The organism is Streptomyces sp. NPDC002577, from assembly GCF_053594815.1.
The window spans coordinates 22,912-40,083 of the sequence record NZ_JBSFWK010000031.1 but is presented as its reverse complement, the minus strand read 5'-3'; the positions used below and the strand labels follow the sequence as shown (position 1 = coordinate 40,083).

Genomic DNA, 17,172 nt, shown 5'->3' with positions numbered 1-17,172 from the left:
CGCCCGTGGCTCAGGCGGCGTCGGGAACGGCCGCGGCGAGCAGACGTTCCACCGGGATGTCCTCCGCGTGCATGCGGCCCACCAGCTCGAACAGCTCCTGGGCGCGGTCCGTGCCGAGGACCGGTTCGGCCAGTGACAGGAACTTGGTGCGCAGTTCGTCGGCGGTGAGCATGGTGTCCGGCTCACCCTTCGGCACGCGCACGTACTCGCGCAGCACGGTGCCGTCGGTCAGTTCGATCTCGACCCGTCCGGGAAACGTGCGCGGATACTCCGCCTCCGCCTCGGCGTCGACGTACACCTCGACGCGCTGGGTCAGCGCGCGCACCTGCTCGCTGTGGAGGGCGTCTTGGTAGTCGACGTCGAGGCGGCCGAGGACGAGCGCGGCGGCGATACACAGGTGAGCGGAGAACTGGCAGTCGACCACGTTCTGCGGGCGGCGCTTGCGTTCCTGCGGGGCGCCGGTGATGTCGACGCACTTGCGGGGCATGCCGACCCGGATCTGCCGGATGTTGTCCGGCTTCGGCGCGTGGCTGGCCCGCAGGGCGAGGGCGGCGTCCAGCGGGGCGTGGATGGCGCGGCAGCACGGGTACGGCTTGACCGCCACCTGGAGCGTCTCCCAGACATTGCCGAGTCCGCGCACCGCTGCTTCGGGCTGCGGGGCTGGCGAGTAGAGCCGGAAGAACCCCGCGTCGCCCTCGAACGCCTGGGCGGCGCCGGTGTAGTCCTGGGCTGCAAGGGACGCGGCGAGGAAGCCGCCGGCGGCGGCGTTGCCGACGTGGAACCGCTTGGTCCAGGCGCCGTTGGTGAGGAACTGTCCGGAGCCGGCGCTCTGGCTGAGCGCGGTGCCGAACGCGTGGGCCAGCTGGTCCGCGTCCAGGCCGAGGATCTTCCCGGCCGCCGCGGCGGCCCCGAACACGCCGGTGGTGGCGGTGAGATGGAAACCGGCGTCCTGGTGGTGGATCGGCACCAGGCCCAGCGCGACCCGGGTCATCACCTCGTACCCGGCGACCACGCCGAGGAGCAGGTCGCGGGTGGAGGCGCTGGTGAGCTGGGCGGCGGCGAGCGCGGCGGCGACGACCGGGGCGCCGGGGTGGATGCCGGCCGGGGCGTGGGTGTCGTCGTAGTCGAGGCTGTGCGCGCTCGCCGCGGCGACGAGGGCGGCGCCGTAGGGGGTGAAGCCCTGCGCGGTGCCGGGGACCCGGGCGGTGCCGGCGGCCAGGCCGGTGGGGGCCAGGCCGCGCAGCATCGCCGCGGTGGAGTCGACGCGCTGCCCGGCGACGACGATGCCGAGGGTGTCCAGGAAGAGCAGCCCGGCACGGGCGGTGACCTCCGCGGGCACATTCTCGTGCGTCAACCCGGCGACGAACCGGGCGAGTTCGTCGGTCACCTCGGGGACCGGAGCGCCCGGCAGGGCCGTCGTCGCTGTGCGTTCTGCGGCGGTGGCAGTCATCAGGCGGCCTTCTCCGTGGGCTTGGCGGGGATGCCGCGGCGCACCAGGCCGGCGAACTCCGGGGACAGCTGCACGCTGTTGGGCAGGTTGATCCACATGCGCAGCAGGTAGCGCTTCCGGCCGTCCTGATGGTCGATGTAGTTACTGCGGGAGTGCAGGGTGATGTAGTTGTTGATGAGCTGGATGTCGCCGGGCTCCAGCATCATGTCGATCCGCATGTCCTCGCGCAGCGCCAGGTCGTGCACGTACTGGACGGCCTTTTCCTGGAGCGGGGTCAGCGGGACGCCGCGCTTGGCGGCGCCACGGTGGATGATCTCCTTGGCGAAGGCGCAGCTGACCCGGCCGTTGTGGTATTCGAACACCGGGATCGGGGCCGGGGTGACCTCGTTGGGGTCGCGGTTGGGGCCGTAGCCGCGGTAGTCGTGGTAGAAGCCCTCGTAGAGCGGCTGAAGGTACTCCGGGTGGTTCTTGACGATCTCGTTGTGCACGGCGACGGCGCTGGCCAGGGTGGACTGGCCGCCTTCCCTGGCCTTCTCGATGCAGATCAGGGAGACCACGTCGGCCAGGTCGGTGTGCGGGTCGAGCGGCCGGTTGGTGGTGTTGTTGCGGCGGTTGGGATCGTCGTCCTTCAGGCCCTGGTCGACGACCGGGCCGACGAAGTCCCCGGCGTCGTTCTGGGAGATGACGGTGCCCAGGTAGCAGCCGAGGCCCCAGTACAGCGTCTTGACCTGGTCCAGTGTGTACTTCTTGACCGGCACGCCGCGGATCAGGCAGAAGCCGCGGCCGCCTCGGATCTGCTCGTCGACCTCGGCGAGCTTCTTCTCCACGCGCGGCAGCGGGAAATCGGCGGCGGTGAAGTCGCCGGCGGCAAGTCCCCGGGCCTCGACGCCGGCGAGCGCCTGGTCGATCTCGGCGAGGTCGGCGTCGTCGAGCTGGTAGATCCAGGACTGGTCGTTCTTGAGGTCCTCGCCCTTCCAGGCGGTGGAATCGGTGACGAACTCACGCAGAATCGGCTTCATGATGGCGTACGCCCTTTCTTTTCAGGCTTGCTCTCGGATTTTTTGGGAATCAGCTTGGATTTCACCGCGCCCAGCGAGGCAATGAGACACTTTTCTTGCCTCTTTCTTGTCTGACGGCTGCTTTTTCAGTCGACGGTGACGTCGACGAGCGCGGCAAACTGTTGGCCCCCGAAAAGGTCCGAGTCGAGCGGGTCGCCGGAGGAGGCCGCGCGTGGAATGGTCACCTTGATGGAATTCGCCGGGCTGTAGTGGAAGAGCCGGATCTTCTCCTTGTCCACCTTCAGTAGCGATTGAAGGGAATCGGCGGTGAGGGCGCCGCTGTCGACGACCCTGCGGTAGGTGGCCTCGTCCTCGAACATGACGTCGAAGGTCAGCTCGAAGGGGCCGGCGTTCTTGCTGCGAATGAGCTTGGCGAGGTCACGCAGGCGCGTCATCTCAGACCTCCTCGAAGGTGGTGGTGAACAGCTCCATGGGGTCCTCGACCGCGACGGCATGGTTCAACGCGAAGCGGTAGGCAGGACCCAGCGGGGTGATGTGCGGGGAGATAGGGAAGGCCAGGTTGGACACCAGCCCCTGCCACTCGGGCACGGCCCGGTGGTGCACCATGTGGGCGGCCTGGGCAGCGACGGTGTAGGCCATGTCCTGCGTGTCGGCGAGGGTCACCATCAGCAGGCCCACCTCGTTGCCGGTGGCCGGCTCGCGGCTGTCGCGCTCGCCCATGACGCCGTTGCGGCCGTAGACGCGGTATTGGATGTCGTACTCGCCGGACATCGGGCGGCCGAAGACGGCGTCCACGTTGTGCGCGATGCTCTTCTTCGCGCCCTCCAGCCACTCGTCGAGTTGTTCGAGCAGCACCGGGTCGCTGACCCCGCCGAGCACCATGGCCCGGTGGCCGGCGAGTTGCGCGCCCTCCAACTTGACGCTGTAGGCGGCCTCGGTGAAGGCACTGCCGGTGACCTTGACCCGGCGCTCGTCGACCGCCTCGTAGCGGGCCTGCGAGAGGTCCATCACGCCGCCAGGCTCGCGCATGGTGTAGGGGTCGGCTGTCTCGTACAGGGCGTGCGAGGCGACGGACGTGGGGGTGACCGACTGCTCGGGGCTCACCGGCTCAAGGACGAAGCCGTCGGCGGTGATCGTGCAGATCATGCCCTCGGGCTTGGACATCTGGGCGACGGCGGCGCCGCCGCACTCCATGATCTTGGCGGCGTGCCAGCACAGCCCCGCGGGGAAGCCCTCGCGGGCGGGGATCGCCGCGAACAGCGCGGCGTCGCTGGCCCGGCCGGCGAGCACCACGTCCGCGCCGCCGTCGAGGGCGGCCAACAGGGGCTCGGGGCCCATCATCGCGACTATGTGCTCGCAGTCGGTCAGCGTGAACTCGTCGATCTCCGGCGCGTTGGCCAGGGGGGCGAAGCCTCCGTTCCGGTACTTCTCCACCAGCGCCTCCCGCTCCGGCTCGGCGTAGATGAGCGCGGTACGGAAGTGCAGATCTTCCTCCTTGGCGATCTCGCGGAGGATGTCGGCCATCCAGTCCAGGTTGGCGTTGGCGCCGCTGCCGCCGCAGGAGCCGATCAGCAGCGGGATGCCCTTGGCGCGAGTTCCGGTGAGAAGGATCCGCAGGTCGCGCTTGACCGCCTCGCGGGAGAAGAACTTGTGGCCGGCGCCGAGGTAGGCGGGGCCGCCGTCGGTGGATCCGGAGTCGCAGGCGACAAAGGTGATGTCCCGCTCGAGCGCGGCTCTGAAATAGCCCTCGCTGAATCCGACTCCGAGCATTCCGGTCGGCGCCAGATAGGTGATCGATTCCATGCGATTCCTTCCGGTGATTCAGCGGCCTCTTGTTCCGCCATTCAGAAGCTAACTTATGTTAGCGATTGTCCGCAAGGGGGTCCGGGCAGTTTTCCGACCTACCCCCGAGACCCTGCTGGCACCGCTCCCCCAGCAAATTCCCGCGCTTCTCCCCGAGGGCATGCTGAAAGACTTCGGCAAGTATCGGAAAGGAGCCGGGAAGCAGCCAGGGCCGGGACATGCGGTATGCGGGTGTGCCCCCCCGTGGGCGGGGCACACCCGCATACAGGTACCCGTCCTACGGCACGGACGGCTCGGCGGGAACTTGCGCAGGCTCTCGCGCGGGCGCCTGGGCACCGCGGATCTCGCGGTAGATCTCGGCCCGCAGCTGGGCGAACTCGGCGGTGGCCTTGGTGGAGATCTGGTCCCGGTCGGCGCCGAGCCCCACCTGCACCGTGTTGGTGACCCGTGCGGGTTTGCCGGAGATGACCAGGATCTTGTCGCTGAGGTAGACCGCCTCGTCGATGTCATGGGTCACCAGCAGCACCGTGATCCCGAGCCGGTCGCGCACCCGCAGGGTCAGGTCCTCCAGGTCGGCGCGGGTCTGCGCGTCGACCGAGGCGAACGGCTCGTCCATCACCACCAGCACCGGACGGTAGGCCAGCGCGCGGGCGATGGCCACCCGCTGCTGCATACCACCCGACAGCTGCCACGGGTAGGAGCCGCCACTGTCCGACAGGCCCACCTCGCGCAGCGCCTCGGCGGCTCGCTCGCGCCGCTCCGCCTTCGGCACACCGGCCGCCCGTAGGGGGAGTCCGACGTTCCGGGCCACGGTGAGCCAGGGCATCAGGGAGCGGCTGTAGTCCTGGAAGACGACGGCGACCCCGGGCGGCGGCCCGGTGACCTCCTCGCCCTGGAAGGCGATCCGCCCCCCGGTGGGCCTGCGCAGCCCGGTCAGGCACTGCAGCAAAGTACTCTTGCCCACGCCGGACGGGCCGACGATGCAGACGAACTCACCGGCGTCGACCGTGCAGTTAAGGCCGCGCAGGATGTGGTTGTCGCCGTAGCTGTGCGTCAGGCCCTCGACGGTGAGGATCGGGCCACTGCCGCCGGCGGCGGGCCGGGCCTCACCTCCCGTACTCGCGGTGGATGTCGTTGTTGCCTGGGTCGGTCGTATCATCGGGTCCCTCCCGAAGCGTGGGCCGTCATCTTGCGGTGCCAGCCGAGCACCCACGCCTCGACCAGCCGGAAGACGTTGTTGATCAGATAGCCGGTGATGCCGAGCGCGATGATGCCCGTCCACATCTCCACCAGGTCGAAGTTGCGCTGGGCGTTGAGGATGAAGTAGCCGATTCCGCCCGGGGTGCCGACCATCTCGGTCACCGCCATCACCACCACGCCGACCGCCAGCGCGGTCCGCGCCCCGGCGAAGATCTGCGGGCAGGCTGCGGGCAGCACGATCCGGGCGAGCCGGTGCCGGTAGCCCATCCGGAAGGAGCGGGCCACGTCGAGCAGGACCGGCTCCACGGAACGGACCCCGTCGATGGTGTTCAGCAGGATCGGCCAGCACGCCACGAACGCGATCATCGTGGTCTTCATCTCGGAGCCGGTGCCCAGGACGACCATTGCCAGCGGCAGCACCGCCAGCCCCGGGATGGCCCGGACGAACTCCATCAGCGGGCGCAAGGCGCCCTCCAGCGGGCGGGCCAGCCCCAGCACCGTGCCGAATCCCACGCCCACCACCACCGCGGCGGCGAAACCTATGCCGAGGCGGCCCAGGCTGGGCAGCAGGTCCACCGGCACCTGCTCGAAGAGCCACAGGTCGCGGAAGCGGGAGGCGATGTCGGTGAACGGCGGGAAGTAGATGGACTCGCTGCCCGCACTGACCGCCCACCACAGCGCCAGCAGCACCGCGGGCAGCCAGATGTCCATCAGCACGGTCCGCACATGCCGTCTCATCGGCGGCCTCCCCAGGGCTTTCGGGACGAGGGCATAGGCTGCGGCGTCATCGCCTGCCGCCTCGAACGGTCGGATGCCAGTGCAGCAGCACCCGCTGCCCGGCAGTGAACAGGGCGCTTTGGGCCACGCCGAGGACACCCGCGGTCAGGGCGTAGGCGAAGACCGCGGCGTTGTCGCCTGCGAGCAGCACCAGGTTCAGTTCATTGCCCAGGCCGGGCACCCCGCCGAGGAGTTCACCAGCGATGGAGACCAGCAAGCCGAGGTTGGCGCCGATACGCAGCCCCGTCCACACAAACGGCAGCGCGCTCGGCAGCCTCAGCCGCAACGCGGTGAACCACCACGGGAAGCGGAATGATGCGGCCACCTGCTGCAGCGTCGGCTCCACCTGCTGGGCGGCATAGGTGGCCTGAACGAAAAGCGGCCACACGGCACCGATGACAATCAACGTGACGACCATCGGCCGGTTCGGGCCGAAAAGCATGATGGTCAGCGGGATCAGCGCGACCGGCGGGATGGTGCGCAGGAAGTCGACGGTGAGCCGGCTGCTCGCGGTCGCCGTACGGCTCGCGCCGACGGCGAGGCCGGCCGGGACGCCGATGGCGACGGCGAGAGCGAAGCCCACCGCCCAGTTGGCGAGGGTGTCCCCGACGGCGCCCCAGTAGGTCGCCTGGCCCGCCAGGTCGGCCAGGCGCTCGGCGGTGTCCCAGGGGTGGGGGATGTCGCCGGTCTGCGCGGCCACCGACCGCGACGCCACCTCCCAGACGACCAAGAAGACGGCGATGGCCACGAGCTGGCCGGCCGTGCGGTGCACGCGGCCCCTGCCGGCGGCGGCCGTATCCGCAGACGGTGGCCGCTTGCGGAGAAGACGGCGCAAAACGGGGGGTGGCGAGGGCGTGGGGAAGGGACGGTCCCTTCCCGAGCCAGAGAGCATGGCGCACATGTGCGGCTCCTTGTGCAGGCTCAGCGGAGGTGGGCGATGAGGGAAGCGGGGCTCGGTTCGTTCTCCGGGGACACCAAGTCGTAGCGCACCGCACGGTCCACGACCGCCCTCAGCTTCCCGGCCTTCAGCGGCTCCTCCCCGTACGTCGGGTAGGTACAGGACTTGAGCACGCCCGCCGGTACAGTCGTGAACTCGGCCGCCGCGGCCACCGCCAAGTCCCGGTCGGCATTGAGGGCCTTGTTCGCCGCGAGGACTGCCGCGGTGAACTTCTGCACCATCGCCGGATGCTCAGCGACGAACTGCTCGGTGGCGACGAAGACATAACTCGGCGTCCCGGTGAGCGGATTGTCCGTCGGGGTGAGGAGCCGTGCCTCCTTGGCCTGCACGGCCCGGCTGGCGTTCGGCTCGGACACCGCGGCCACCTCGACCTGCCCCTGGCGCAGCGCGCTGAGCACGCGCGGACCGGGTATCTCCACGTACTTCACCGCCGCGGAGTCGACCCCCGCGTCGTCGAGGACGGTACGGATGTCCACCCAGCCCTGGCTCTTGAGCCCGCTCAACCCCAGGCTGCGCCCAGCGACGTCCTCGATCGACCGAATCGGGCTGTCGTTCGCCACCAGGAGGTTGCCGTAGCCGACGCCGTTACGCGGCTCGGCGGCCACGGTGTTCGGGGCGACCATGACGAGCGGCACCCGCTTGCTCCTGGCCACAGTTGTGGTGCTGACGTCGACCATGCCGAAATCGACGGTGCCGCTGAGCAGGGAGGGCACGACCTGAGCAGCAGAGGTCACATTGGTGAGTTCGGCGCCCAGGCCCTGCTTCTCGAAGTACCCCCTGGATTGGGCGACGTAGGCGGACAGGCCGTTCAGGCTGCTCGGCACAGCCACCTTGATCGAGCCGCCAGCCAGGCGCGCGGCCGCGGCAGCCCCCGCCCCAGAACAGCCGGCGACGGCGAGCATCGCCACCGCACCGGCCACGGCTCCCAGCAGCTTGGAGAGGCTTTTTCTCATCCGGATCCTCGTTTTTCACCGACGCAGGGCCGGAAATTCGAATTAACGGAAACAGGCGAATCGAGAGGGAGATCAATTCACCAAAGGAGAAGAAATAAAAGGGAGATGGGCGGGCAGGCGGCCTCCTCCCATCCCGGCCGCACTGCCAGATGCTATCGATCGATAGCAAATCCTGGGGCGCGGCGAGTGTCAAGGGTCGTGACGCGACTGATCTGCCGAGCCATCCAGGAGCACATCGTCACCGCAGGTCAAAAGCAGTGACGACGGAAGGGGAGGAGAGAGGTTGCGGGATGGGTAGACGGGCACCGGCTCCGCAAACCCCGGTACATCAGCAGCCAACTACTAACAGTTGTTAGGCTTCTGCGGGGTGTGGGACATTCCCCCACGCGGGCCCGGGTGCCAGGGTTTTCGGCTACGCTTTGCGCACGCGGTGAACACGAGGGAAGGTCCTCGCGGAACGCATCCACCGATGTGGCCGCCCCTCCTGCACTGCTACGTGCGAGCCCACCGCCTCGGCACCCCGGTGAGCCGCACACCCCCCCCGCCCACGTCAGCACGAGAACCGGAGAGCCAGCGTGCACGCAGCAGGTGGACCCGACACGGACCGGGTTCCGGAGAAAACGGATCTGTCCCGTCTGACCCCCGATATGGTCGGCTTCCGACTCCTGAAGCTCACCAACCTCCTCAGCCGGCCCTTCCGCGACTTCGCCCGATCCCACAGCCTCACGCTCAACGAATGGCGCGTGATCGTGGTGGTGGCCGCCCGCCCCGGCAGTTCCGCCAGCGAGATCGCCACTGCGACCGGCCTGCTCCCCATGAACATCAGCCGTGCGCTGGCAGGACTGCGGAAATCCGGACGGATCATGGAAGAGCGGGATCCAGCGGACCAGCGCCGCACCCTGGTCCACCTGACCGCGCTTGGCCGCCGCACCTTCGAGGAGATCGCACCGCACTCCGAGGAACAGGCCAGGCGGCTGCTGGAAGTCCTAGACGACGAGCAGATCGCCGCCCTCGGCAAGCTCGTGGACGTACTGATCTCGCGCGCCGAGCAGATGGTCGGCGAGTGACGGCCACAAGGAGAGAGGCAGCGGCAGCGATGCCATCACCATAAGGTGCTTGACGTCTACACATCAGCCCGCGCCTGCGCACGATGCTCACAGCCTCGCTGAGGTCCACACTCACTCGAGCCGCCACCAAGGGTAAGAGCGCCGAGAAAACGCGCGCGACGAATGACCCTGCCGCCTGCCGTATGCGGGCCGGTGGCAAGTACGTCGACAGGACCTGGATCAGGTGGGCGCGGAGGGTGGCGGTGGCGGCCTTGGCGTGAAAGGCGGAGGTCAGTGTGCGCCGACTGCCCGCAGCAGGTTGTAGGCCATCGCCCACAGGGTGAGCCAGGCGGCGTTGGCGTTGAACTTCCCCGACGGCAGGTGGGCCAGGGCGGAGGCTTTGCTGTCCGCGATGACCTGCTCGACGACGGCCTGGTGACGGTGTTCCCGCTCAGCTTGGAGGGTCTCGGCGGGGATGTCGGTGAAGAACGGCTGGTGGCGCCAGACCGGGAACAACTCGCCCTCCTCTTCGACGACCGCGGGTTTGGCCAGGTCACGGACCCGGCGCACGATCAGCCGGGTCGCCCCGCCGGCTTTCCAACAGCGGTCGGCTGGACGACATCAACGGCATTTATGGTCCGAGGGAGGCCACCGCCCGGGGGCCACCCGTTCGCGCAGCCAGCTGTGCGCCGGTCCTCGCCGTGGCTCGCGCCCCACCGGTGCTGCACATCCGGCAGAGAGCGGATGTGGCGACGCTCGTGTCGCAACATCGGGAGGCGGTTCCTTTCCGACATGAACATCTGAGGCGGCGGTGCGACAGGACGGCCACCATGGTTGCCATGGGCGCGCGGTGGCGGCAGGGGCGATATTCACGGACCGCTGCCGATAGCCGTCGACCGGTTGAACGCGGCCCTCGCGCCGGTCGAAGTCGCGGTCGCCCTTCCCGAGGGCAGCAGGATCCCCCGTGAGCCGGGTGGGCAGGTGGAGCTGAGCTCCCCTCCGGCCCTGCCCCTACCACGTGCATCGAGGCGAGGGCCGCGGATCTCGCCGTACTGCGCGAGGCCGTCGGACGGGCCGGCCTCCCCCCTGCCGCTGACGCCACCTACGCGGCAACCCAGCCGCTCTGTCAGAACGCACGGCCCGTCCCCTCGGACGACATCTGGTGGCGGCCGGCCCGCACCGTCTCCTTCCCAGGGGTAGCGTCGGGAGCGGCCCGTCGCGGGGTCATGCCGTGCCGCCTTCTCCCACTCGGCCTCGGTCGGCAGCCGCTGTCCCGCCCAGCGGGCGTACGCGTCCGCCTCGTACCAGCACACGTGCAACACGGGCTCGTCGGCGGGGACCTCCTCGGTGACACCGAACGGATTCAGCGCGATGTCGAGGCAGTGCGAACCAGTGACAACGGCTGACATCCCGGCCATCGAACGCTGCTCCCACAGCTGAGCCGACGCTCAGTGCGACCACCCGGAGCGGACTTGGAACTCCGTGCTCCTGAACGGCCTCGATGTCCTGCCAGGAGAGCAGTGTGGCCAGCGGTCGGCAGTGTTCCCGCCCAGCCCGGGTCCCTCCTCCGCGGCTGCGCCAGGGTTTCGCGCAGGGGCCGCATTCCGTCGGGCAGGTCGGGGAGCTGGAAGGAGTAGCGGCCGAGCTCGGCTTTCGCCATGCCGCCGAGCCCCGCCGCCTGGTCGATGATCACACTGAGCCGATGTACGCCTTCACCACAGACGCATTCGCGATGTCGAGCTCCTCGGCGAGGTAGTCCACGACCCTCACGGCCCCCTGTGGGGTTGCCCAGGAGACTCCCCACGTAGCGCACGCTCGCCCATCGAGCGCCGGGAGGGCTCAGCTCCGGTCTTCGCGCCGATGTTCCTCAAGCCCTGGTGGCAGTGGATACAGCCTGCCCAGCCTTACGGTGCGAGATCGAGCAGGCCCCTGCGGGCGGCCTCGGAGACGGCTCCGGCCCTGTTGTCGACGCCGAGTTTCCGGTAGATCCGCACCAGATGCGATTTGATCGTCGCTTCGCTCAGGAAGAGGGACTCGGCGATGGAGCGATTGCTGTGCCCGTCGGCCATCAACCGGACGACGTCTCTCTCCCGTTGCGTCAATTCGCTGCGCGGATGGACCACTTGACCGACAAGGTCGCCGACGATCTCCGGCGCCAGGCCCATGCCCCCGGCGGCGGCACTGCGCACGGCCCGGAAGAGATCCTCGGGTGGTCCCGCCTTGAGTACGTAGCCGCGTGCGCCGGCCTCCAGCGCGCGCACGACGTCGGCGCGTCCGGCATAGCTGGTCAGCATCACCACGGGCGTGCCCGGAGCCTCGGCGGTCAGCCGACGGACCGCTTCGACACCGTCGATGCCACGGTCGGTGCCCGCGAACCGCAGGTCCATCAATGCGACGTCTGGTGCCAGCTCGACGGCGAGGCGAACGGCCTCTTCGCCGCTGCCTGCCTCCGCGATCACGTCGAGATCCGCCGCGCCCTCCAGGAGGGCCCGCAGCCCGGCTCGTACGACCGCGTGGTCATCGGCGATCAGCAGGCGCAGCGCTGAGGCCGTCATCGGACCGCCGCCGAGGCCGTGGGCACCACCGGACCGGGCCTCCACGCGCGGGCGGGAACGGTGGCCCGAATCCGCGTGCCCCGTCCCGGCACGCTGTCGACATCCAGGTCACCACCGTCCTCACGAAGCCGCGACCGGGCCGAGGGCAGACCGAACCCCCGGCCCGACTGGACTGCCCAGCCGATACGGGAGGGGTCGAAGCCGACACCGTCATCGTGCACATCCAGTTCGACGCGGTCCGTGTGATGGTGCAGCGTCACCAACACGTTCGTGGCGTACGCGTGTTCGCGGACGTTCGCCAGCATGCCCTGCGCCACCCGGAACAAGGTGGTGGCGGCGTGTTCGTCCAGGTCGGGGCGATGGGTTCCGACCGAGCGGAACTGTACGCGCGCCGCGGCTTCGGCCTGCTGCGCCTGATCGCACAGAAGTCGGATAGAACCCTCCAACCCTGCTTCGGCGACGGTGGACGGCGCGAGGTCCTGGATGATGCGCCGGGTCTCGGTGAGCCCCGCGGACAGGCCGTCGGTGACCGCGCGCACCCGGGTACGAGCCACGTCGGGCCGCTCCTCCCAGTCCCGCTCGGCCGCCTGCAGCAGCATCAGGCTGCCGGACAGTTCCTGGGCGAGGGTGTCGTGCAGGTCACGGGCGAGGCGCGCGCGTTCCTCGAGCACACCGGTCCGGTGCCGCTCGTCCGCCAGTACATCGCGCGTGCTGCGCAGTTCGTCGACCAGGCGCTGGCGCTCGGCGACGTTCCGCTGCTGCGCCCGATACAGGGCCACGGTGCCCCACGCCGCCGTCACAGGGATCAGCACCATCTCGGCGTCGAATCCGCCTGCGGTCCGGGTGAGTTGACCGACCAGCAGCAGGGTGATTGCGGCCACCGCCACCATGGCGGCACGGTGCCCGAGCACGCCCAGCGCCACGCATGCCAGCGGTACGGCGCACCAGACGTAGGCGCCGGTCAGGGGCGGCGGGGTCAGGAGGACGAGGATCGCCCACTGAAGGAGGAGGACCGCGACCCACAGGTGCCGGGCGAGCGGGCCGAGCCTGCTCCACAGCGCCAGTCCAGCCGCGTAGGTCACGGCGAGTAGCCCGCTGACGGTCACTACGTCCCAGCACAGCGAGACGTTCAGACGGGCGAGACGGACCAGCGCGGCACCGACGACGAGGAAGAACACGAGGTGTGGTGCCTGCCTCGGGCCGAACCGGCTGCGGTTGCCCGACGCCGGGGCGTGGGCGAGGCCGGGGTCGGACACGACGAACCCCCTGGATGAATGATCCACTGGGACAGGGAGTCCGAGTCTATCCGCCGCCTGTATGACCGATGTGAAGAGCGGTGCTGCCGTTCCCGCGGGCGGGGGAGCGCGGAGCGGCAGCCCCCCCGACGGCTAGGCGCCCGGGTGCAGTCCGAGCCAGCCCGGCGTGGGGTCGCCCTTGACCTCGCCGAAGTACAGGGCGAAGGTCTGCTTCCAGCGCTCCACCTCGGCGCGGTCGGCCATGAAGCGGGGGAAGCCGTCCACGTGGGCGTTGGGGTACTCCCAGATCTGCTTCAGGCCGGCCGGGGGAGTGACGTCGGTGCGTACCGACCAGCCGTTGAAGGATTGCTGCTGGTGTTCGGTGGACAGCTGCCAGTTGAGGAAGAGCTTGGCGGCCGTGGAGTTCTTGGCCTGCTCGAGGATGGCAGTGCGCTGGCCCCAGGCCATGAACGGATGCTGTGCGTCGATCGCGAACGTCACAGGAGACGAGCTGGCTGCCGAGCCCGCGGTGCCGATACCGATCGTCTTCTGCCCGCCGAAGACGGCGTCGCCCGGGGAGTTGCTGCCCCGCCCGAACTGCACGTCCTGGGCGGCGAGCTTGGCCACCCAGTCCCAGCCGTACTTCCGGGCGTACAGCGTGTAGAGGTAGAGGACCGCGTCGTCGTCGTGCGGGTAGGACGAGGCGATCTTGCCCTTCCACTTCGGGTCGACCAGGTCGCGCGGGGTGAGTTGCAGCCCCGAACCGACCGCTGCCGTGCTGTACATGAAGCTGAAAGCGATCGCTCCCGTGGCAACCCAGGCGCCCTGGGGATCCTTGAACTTGTCGTAGACCTTCGAGAACCCGGCGGGCTTGTAGTGCAGCAGGCGCCCCAGCTGCTTCCAGCGGTCGAAGTCCTGAAGAGTCTGGAACTGCACGACGTCGGGAACGAGGGTGTCGGTGGCGAACTGGTTGTCGACACGTACGTCGTGGTACTTGCTGTAGTCCACGATCAGCGTCAGGTCGATGTCCGGGAAGCGGTCCTTGAAGGCGGCCTTGGTGCCGTCCTGCTGGGTCGGTGTGTCACCACCGGCGTAGACGACGAGCTTCCCGCCCTCCGCGAGGGCGGCCTTGTAGAGCTCGTCGAGCGTCCTGGTCTCCTCGCGCCCGATCGAGCGCTGTGACGCGGCGGGAGAGGCCGACGCCGGAACCGCTGAGGCACCGAACGCACCGGCACCGAGGGCGGCACCGGCACTGACGGCAAGGACACGTCGTCTGCTGGGGAAGCTGGGCATGCGGAGGAGACCTCTCTCAGGGGGGTGGCTTACAGGGCCCAGGCGCCATGGGCGATCGTCATTCTGGCGCGGTCGAGAGTATCTTCGCGTCGTCCGTACGGAGCGATGAGTCCTCCTGGTGGTGGAAACGGCGTTCAACCGAACGGTTGAATGCCGCTGCTGCCGACCCCGGAATGGCCGGCGCGTGCTTCCTCGGTTATGGCGATGGTGTTTACGGTCCGCCCGCCGCGATGACCATTTCGGCTTTCGCCCAGCCTCGTGGGACAACTGACCCTGCGACAGGGCGGGGTTGTGCCGGAGAACGGTCAGCCAGCGGGGTGAAGGGCCCTCTCCCACCTATCTCACAGGGCACTGGGCTGTCAGACTGTTCGGTTCGAGAAACGGGGTCAGCCCTGGAGAATGCCGATGCGCCGTAGCCACGACCGGACTTCGGCATCGGCTTTCCGGACTTCCTCGCCGCGAACCGCGAGCCCTTCCCCGATGGTCGCGCCCCGGCAGGACGCCGCGTAGTCGCGCTCGGTGGTGCCCAGTCCACTCATCGCATACGTCGTGACCGGATGGACCGTCTTGCCGCGGAAGTAGTACCTCTCGGTGAAGGTCGACATGATCATGGGTGCTCGGACGTTCCAGATGGGGCTGCCCAGCAGCACCACGTCGTAACGGTCCATCGAGGACGGGGGGTTGACGATGGCCGGCCGCGCATCGGCGTCCTGTTCGCGGACATTGCGCGCTACCGTCTCGTCGTAGTCGTCGGAGTAGGGGGCGACGGCTTCGATGCGGTGCACGTCGCACTCGATGAGCTCGCTGATCATTCGGGCGAGGACTTCGGTGTTTCCGATCTCGAGGTCGGTACGCCCGCCGTAGTAGTAGTTCTCGCCCGGCCGGGAGAAGTAGGCCAGCAGGACCTGCTTCCCGGGCGAGGCCGTGGCGGCAGGTTGCTCAGTGGACTCCGGCGCCGCCCCGCCTGACGGCGACGGGGAACAGCCGGTGACCTCGACACCGGTCATGACTGTGGCTCCTCCCAGAAGTACGCCATGAAGGAGCGCGCGTCGCCCCAGCGCGGCGGGTCTGCCTTTCCTGGCGCCGAGTCCGCCCGCTGTCATCCGCTGGTTCCACGAAGGGAACGGACGGCATCGAGATCCGCGCGCACTGCCTGCGGCTCGGCTTCGACGGGGAGGTCGGCCGGGTCCAAGACGCCGTCCACGGAGCCGGACTCGTCGCTCTTCAAGGCGCCGAAGAGCTCTGCCCAGTCGGACGGCTCTTCGCCCTCGGCGGCGATGAGCTCGAACGTCTTACCCAGTGCGGTGCCGGTCAGCAGGCTGCGCACCAGTGTCTCGGCGATCTGGTCGCGGGCGATCCCGCCGTCGGCCGTACCGCCCTGTTCCAGGACGAGCCGCCGCTGGGTAGGGCCGGCGTGGTCGAACCAGCCGGGCCGGACGATTGTGTAGGGCAGGCCGCTGGCTCGCAGGAGGCGTTCGGAGCGCCGCTTCCATGGGGTGGCGCCGGGGATGTCGCTGCGCGTGGCGTAGACGGAGGTCATCAGTGCCACGCGCGGCTGGGCGCCGTCTAGGGCTCGCAGGATGTTGCGTACGCCGCCGTAGTCGACGTGCGCACGGGCGTCCGGTCGGGGGTCGCCACCGGATCCGTGGGTGAGGACGATCGCGTCGGCTCCATTGACCGCGCGCTGCAGGGAGGCGGGATCCTCGAGGTCGCCCTGTGCCAGTTCGATGCCGGGGAGCAGTTGTTCGGCTCGTCGCATGTCACGCACGAGTGCCCGCGGGCGCAGGCCGTGTCGCTGCGCGGCGCGCACGGCGAGCTGTCCGATGCTGCCGGTCGCGCCGACCATGAGTACGTCGGTGATGTTCTGGGACATGATGATGCCCTCGTCCGTGAGATGGGTGGCGCCGTGAGGACGGCGACGAGGTGGAGAGCCTCTCGCGCGGGTGCCTCGGTCCGGGCGGGTGAAGGCACCCGCGCGCGAGAGTTCTGCGGCGGCGGTTGTCGCCGTCTGCCGGGTCAGCCGTCCAGGCGCCGCGCGCTGAGCCAGTTGACCATGGCCGGGTCACGGTGGTCGAAGAACAGGGAGGCGCCGGTTTCCAGGGTGGCGATGGACGCCATCTGGTCGTCGGTGAGCTCGAAGTCGAAGACGTCGATGTTCTCCGCCATGCGCTCGGGGCGCACCGACTTGGGGATCGCGACGACGCCACGCTGGATCAGCCAGCGGAGCACGACCTGCGCCACCGACTTGCCGTGCTTCTCACCGATCTCGCTCAGGACCGGGTGAGAGAAGATGTTGTTCTTGCCTTCGGCGAAGCCGCCCCATGACTGGATCTGGACCCCGTGCTCGCGCATGAGCTCCTGGTCGACGGTGCGCTGGAAGAACGGGTGGGTCTCGATCTGGTTGACCGCGGGTGTGACCTCGTTGTTGATGACGAGGTCGAGAAGCCGGTCGGGGTAGAAGTTGGCGACGCCGATCGCCTTGATCCGGCCCTCGCGGTACAGGTCCTCCATGGCGCGCCACTGCCCGTACACGTCGCCGTAGGGCTGGTGCATCAGGTACAGGTCGAGGTAGTCCAGGTCGAGCTTGCGCAGCGAAGTCTCGAAGGCGCGCTTGGTGTTCTCCTGCGCGGGCGCGTCCTGGACCCACAGCTTGGTGGTGACGAACAGCTCCTCCCGCGGGATGCCGCTGTTCTTGATGGCGCGGCCGACGGCCTCCTCGTTCAGGTACGCGGCGGCGGTGTCGAGCAGCCGGTAGCCGGCCGCGAGCGCTTCGGTGACGGCCTGCTCGGTCTGCTCCGGCGGGATCTGGTAGACGCCGAAACCGAGGATCGGCATCTTGACGCCGTTGTTGAGGGTGACGGTCTGCATGGGATTTTCTTTCTG

The 17,172-nt window shown here is 68.9% G+C and carries 16 protein-coding genes and 1 pseudogene; 1 reads left to right on the top strand and 16 read right to left on the bottom strand.

The genetic code is table 11. From position 1 onward, the window contains the following. Positions 1-10: 10 nt before the first annotated feature. The 8 genes from ACWD4J_RS30035 to ACWD4J_RS30000 form a co-directional block, all read right to left on the bottom strand. Positions 11-1,450 carry an MmgE/PrpD family protein gene (locus ACWD4J_RS30035; RefSeq protein ID WP_451398583.1) on the bottom strand — a complete coding sequence of 480 codons (1,440 nt, stop codon included), beginning with the start codon at positions 1,448-1,450 and terminating at the stop codon, positions 11-13. Beyond that, complete coding sequence (locus ACWD4J_RS30030; RefSeq protein WP_451398582.1) at positions 1,450-2,469, bottom strand: TauD/TfdA family dioxygenase; 1,020 nt, start codon at positions 2,467-2,469, stop codon at positions 1,450-1,452. Before ACWD4J_RS30030 ends, ACWD4J_RS30035 begins: the two co-directional genes overlap by 1 nt. A gap of 125 nt (positions 2,470-2,594) precedes the next feature. After that, the gene (locus ACWD4J_RS30025) at positions 2,595-2,903 is read right to left on the bottom strand and encodes a DUF4387 domain-containing protein (protein WP_451398581.1); all 309 of its coding nucleotides are present in this window, start codon (positions 2,901-2,903) and stop codon (positions 2,595-2,597) included. Between the two features lies 1 nt (position 2,904). Beyond that, the gene (locus tag ACWD4J_RS30020; protein WP_451398580.1) at positions 2,905-4,272 is read right to left on the bottom strand and encodes an acyclic terpene utilization AtuA family protein; all 1,368 of its coding nucleotides are present in this window, start codon (positions 4,270-4,272) and stop codon (positions 2,905-2,907) included. 277 nt (positions 4,273-4,549) lie between these two features. Beyond that, the gene (locus tag ACWD4J_RS30015) at positions 4,550-5,431 is read right to left on the bottom strand and encodes an ABC transporter ATP-binding protein (RefSeq protein ID WP_451398579.1); all 882 of its coding nucleotides are present in this window, start codon (positions 5,429-5,431) and stop codon (positions 4,550-4,552) included. Further along, a complete protein-coding gene (locus ACWD4J_RS30010; RefSeq protein ID WP_451398578.1) occupies positions 5,428-6,210 on the bottom strand; it encodes an ABC transporter permease in 783 nt (260 codons plus the stop codon). Before ACWD4J_RS30010 ends, ACWD4J_RS30015 begins: the two co-directional genes overlap by 4 nt. A 46-nt stretch (positions 6,211-6,256) precedes the next feature. After that, on the bottom strand, positions 6,257-7,021 hold the full coding sequence (locus tag ACWD4J_RS30005; RefSeq protein ID WP_451398577.1) for an ABC transporter permease: 765 nt from the start codon (positions 7,019-7,021) through the stop codon (positions 6,257-6,259). Between the two features lie 149 nt (positions 7,022-7,170). Beyond that, positions 7,171-8,160 carry an ABC transporter substrate-binding protein gene (locus ACWD4J_RS30000; RefSeq protein WP_451398576.1) on the bottom strand — a complete coding sequence of 330 codons (990 nt, stop codon included), beginning with the start codon at positions 8,158-8,160 and terminating at the stop codon, positions 7,171-7,173. Positions 8,161-8,735: 575 nt separating this feature from the next. Here ACWD4J_RS30000 and ACWD4J_RS29995 point away from each other — a divergent pair. Continuing rightward, positions 8,736-9,227 (top strand): MarR family winged helix-turn-helix transcriptional regulator, encoded by a 492-nt coding sequence (locus ACWD4J_RS29995; protein WP_451398575.1) that lies wholly within the window; start codon positions 8,736-8,738, stop codon positions 9,225-9,227. 270 nt (positions 9,228-9,497) lie between these two features. Here ACWD4J_RS29995 and ACWD4J_RS29990 read toward each other — a convergent pair whose 3' ends face one another. The 8 genes and pseudogenes from ACWD4J_RS29990 to ACWD4J_RS29955 form a co-directional block, all read right to left on the bottom strand. Continuing rightward, positions 9,498-9,776 (bottom strand): hypothetical protein, encoded by a 279-nt coding sequence (locus tag ACWD4J_RS29990; RefSeq protein ID WP_451398574.1) that lies wholly within the window; start codon positions 9,774-9,776, stop codon positions 9,498-9,500. A 587-nt stretch (positions 9,777-10,363) separates the two neighbouring features. Beyond that, positions 10,364-10,564: pseudogene (locus ACWD4J_RS29985) on the bottom strand (SUMF1/EgtB/PvdO family nonheme iron enzyme); the annotation flags it as partial. A gap of 546 nt (positions 10,565-11,110) precedes the next feature. Then, positions 11,111-11,761, bottom strand: a complete 651-nt coding sequence (locus ACWD4J_RS29980; RefSeq protein WP_451398573.1) for a response regulator — start codon at positions 11,759-11,761, stop codon at positions 11,111-11,113. Further along, positions 11,758-13,017 (bottom strand): sensor histidine kinase, encoded by a 1,260-nt coding sequence (locus ACWD4J_RS29975; RefSeq protein ID WP_451398572.1) that lies wholly within the window; start codon positions 13,015-13,017, stop codon positions 11,758-11,760. The genes ACWD4J_RS29980 and ACWD4J_RS29975 overlap by 4 nt, the downstream gene beginning before the upstream one ends. A 132-nt stretch (positions 13,018-13,149) precedes the next feature. Further along, positions 13,150-14,289: an ABC transporter substrate-binding protein gene (locus ACWD4J_RS29970; protein WP_451398571.1), complete on the bottom strand. Its 1,140-nt coding sequence runs from the start codon at positions 14,287-14,289 to the stop codon at positions 13,150-13,152. Between the two features lie 386 nt (positions 14,290-14,675). Further along, the gene (locus ACWD4J_RS29965) at positions 14,676-15,296 is read right to left on the bottom strand and encodes a flavodoxin (RefSeq protein ID WP_451398570.1); all 621 of its coding nucleotides are present in this window, start codon (positions 15,294-15,296) and stop codon (positions 14,676-14,678) included. Between the two features lie 92 nt (positions 15,297-15,388). Continuing rightward, entirely contained in the window at positions 15,389-16,162 is a 774-nt protein-coding gene (locus ACWD4J_RS29960; protein ID WP_451398569.1) for an SDR family oxidoreductase, read from the bottom strand. A 143-nt stretch (positions 16,163-16,305) separates the two neighbouring features. Next, positions 16,306-17,157, bottom strand: coding sequence for an aldo/keto reductase (locus ACWD4J_RS29955; protein WP_451398568.1), 852 nt, complete (start codon positions 17,155-17,157; stop codon positions 16,306-16,308). Positions 17,158-17,172 lie beyond the last annotated feature (15 nt).

What these genes read in the sequence shown, in the direction of transcription:
- ACWD4J_RS30015 (WP_451398579.1), bottom strand. Translation starts at nt 5,431, where the DNA reads ATGATACGACCGACCCAGGCAACAACGACATCCACCGCGAGTACGGGA.
- ACWD4J_RS30025 (WP_451398581.1), bottom strand. Translation starts at nt 2,903, where the DNA reads ATGACGCGCCTGCGTGACCTCGCCAAGCTCATTCGCAGCAAGAACGCC.
- ACWD4J_RS30030 (WP_451398582.1), bottom strand. Translation starts at nt 2,469, where the DNA reads ATGAAGCCGATTCTGCGTGAGTTCGTCACCGATTCCACCGCCTGGAAG.
- ACWD4J_RS29970 (WP_451398571.1), bottom strand. Translation starts at nt 14,289, where the DNA reads ATGCCCAGCTTCCCCAGCAGACGACGTGTCCTTGCCGTCAGTGCCGGT.
- ACWD4J_RS30035 (WP_451398583.1), bottom strand. Translation starts at nt 1,450, where the DNA reads ATGACTGCCACCGCCGCAGAACGCACAGCGACGACGGCCCTGCCGGGC.
- ACWD4J_RS29955 (WP_451398568.1), bottom strand. Translation starts at nt 17,157, where the DNA reads ATGCAGACCGTCACCCTCAACAACGGCGTCAAGATGCCGATCCTCGGT.
- ACWD4J_RS30000 (WP_451398576.1), bottom strand. Translation starts at nt 8,160, where the DNA reads ATGAGAAAAAGCCTCTCCAAGCTGCTGGGAGCCGTGGCCGGTGCGGTG.
- ACWD4J_RS30010 (WP_451398578.1), bottom strand. Translation starts at nt 6,210, where the DNA reads ATGAGACGGCATGTGCGGACCGTGCTGATGGACATCTGGCTGCCCGCG.
- ACWD4J_RS30020 (WP_451398580.1), bottom strand. Translation starts at nt 4,272, where the DNA reads ATGGAATCGATCACCTATCTGGCGCCGACCGGAATGCTCGGAGTCGGA.
- ACWD4J_RS29960 (WP_451398569.1), bottom strand. Translation starts at nt 16,162, where the DNA reads ATGTCCCAGAACATCACCGACGTACTCATGGTCGGCGCGACCGGCAGC.
- ACWD4J_RS29965 (WP_451398570.1), bottom strand. Translation starts at nt 15,296, where the DNA reads ATGACCGGTGTCGAGGTCACCGGCTGTTCCCCGTCGCCGTCAGGCGGG.
- ACWD4J_RS29980 (WP_451398573.1), bottom strand. Translation starts at nt 11,761, where the DNA reads ATGACGGCCTCAGCGCTGCGCCTGCTGATCGCCGATGACCACGCGGTC.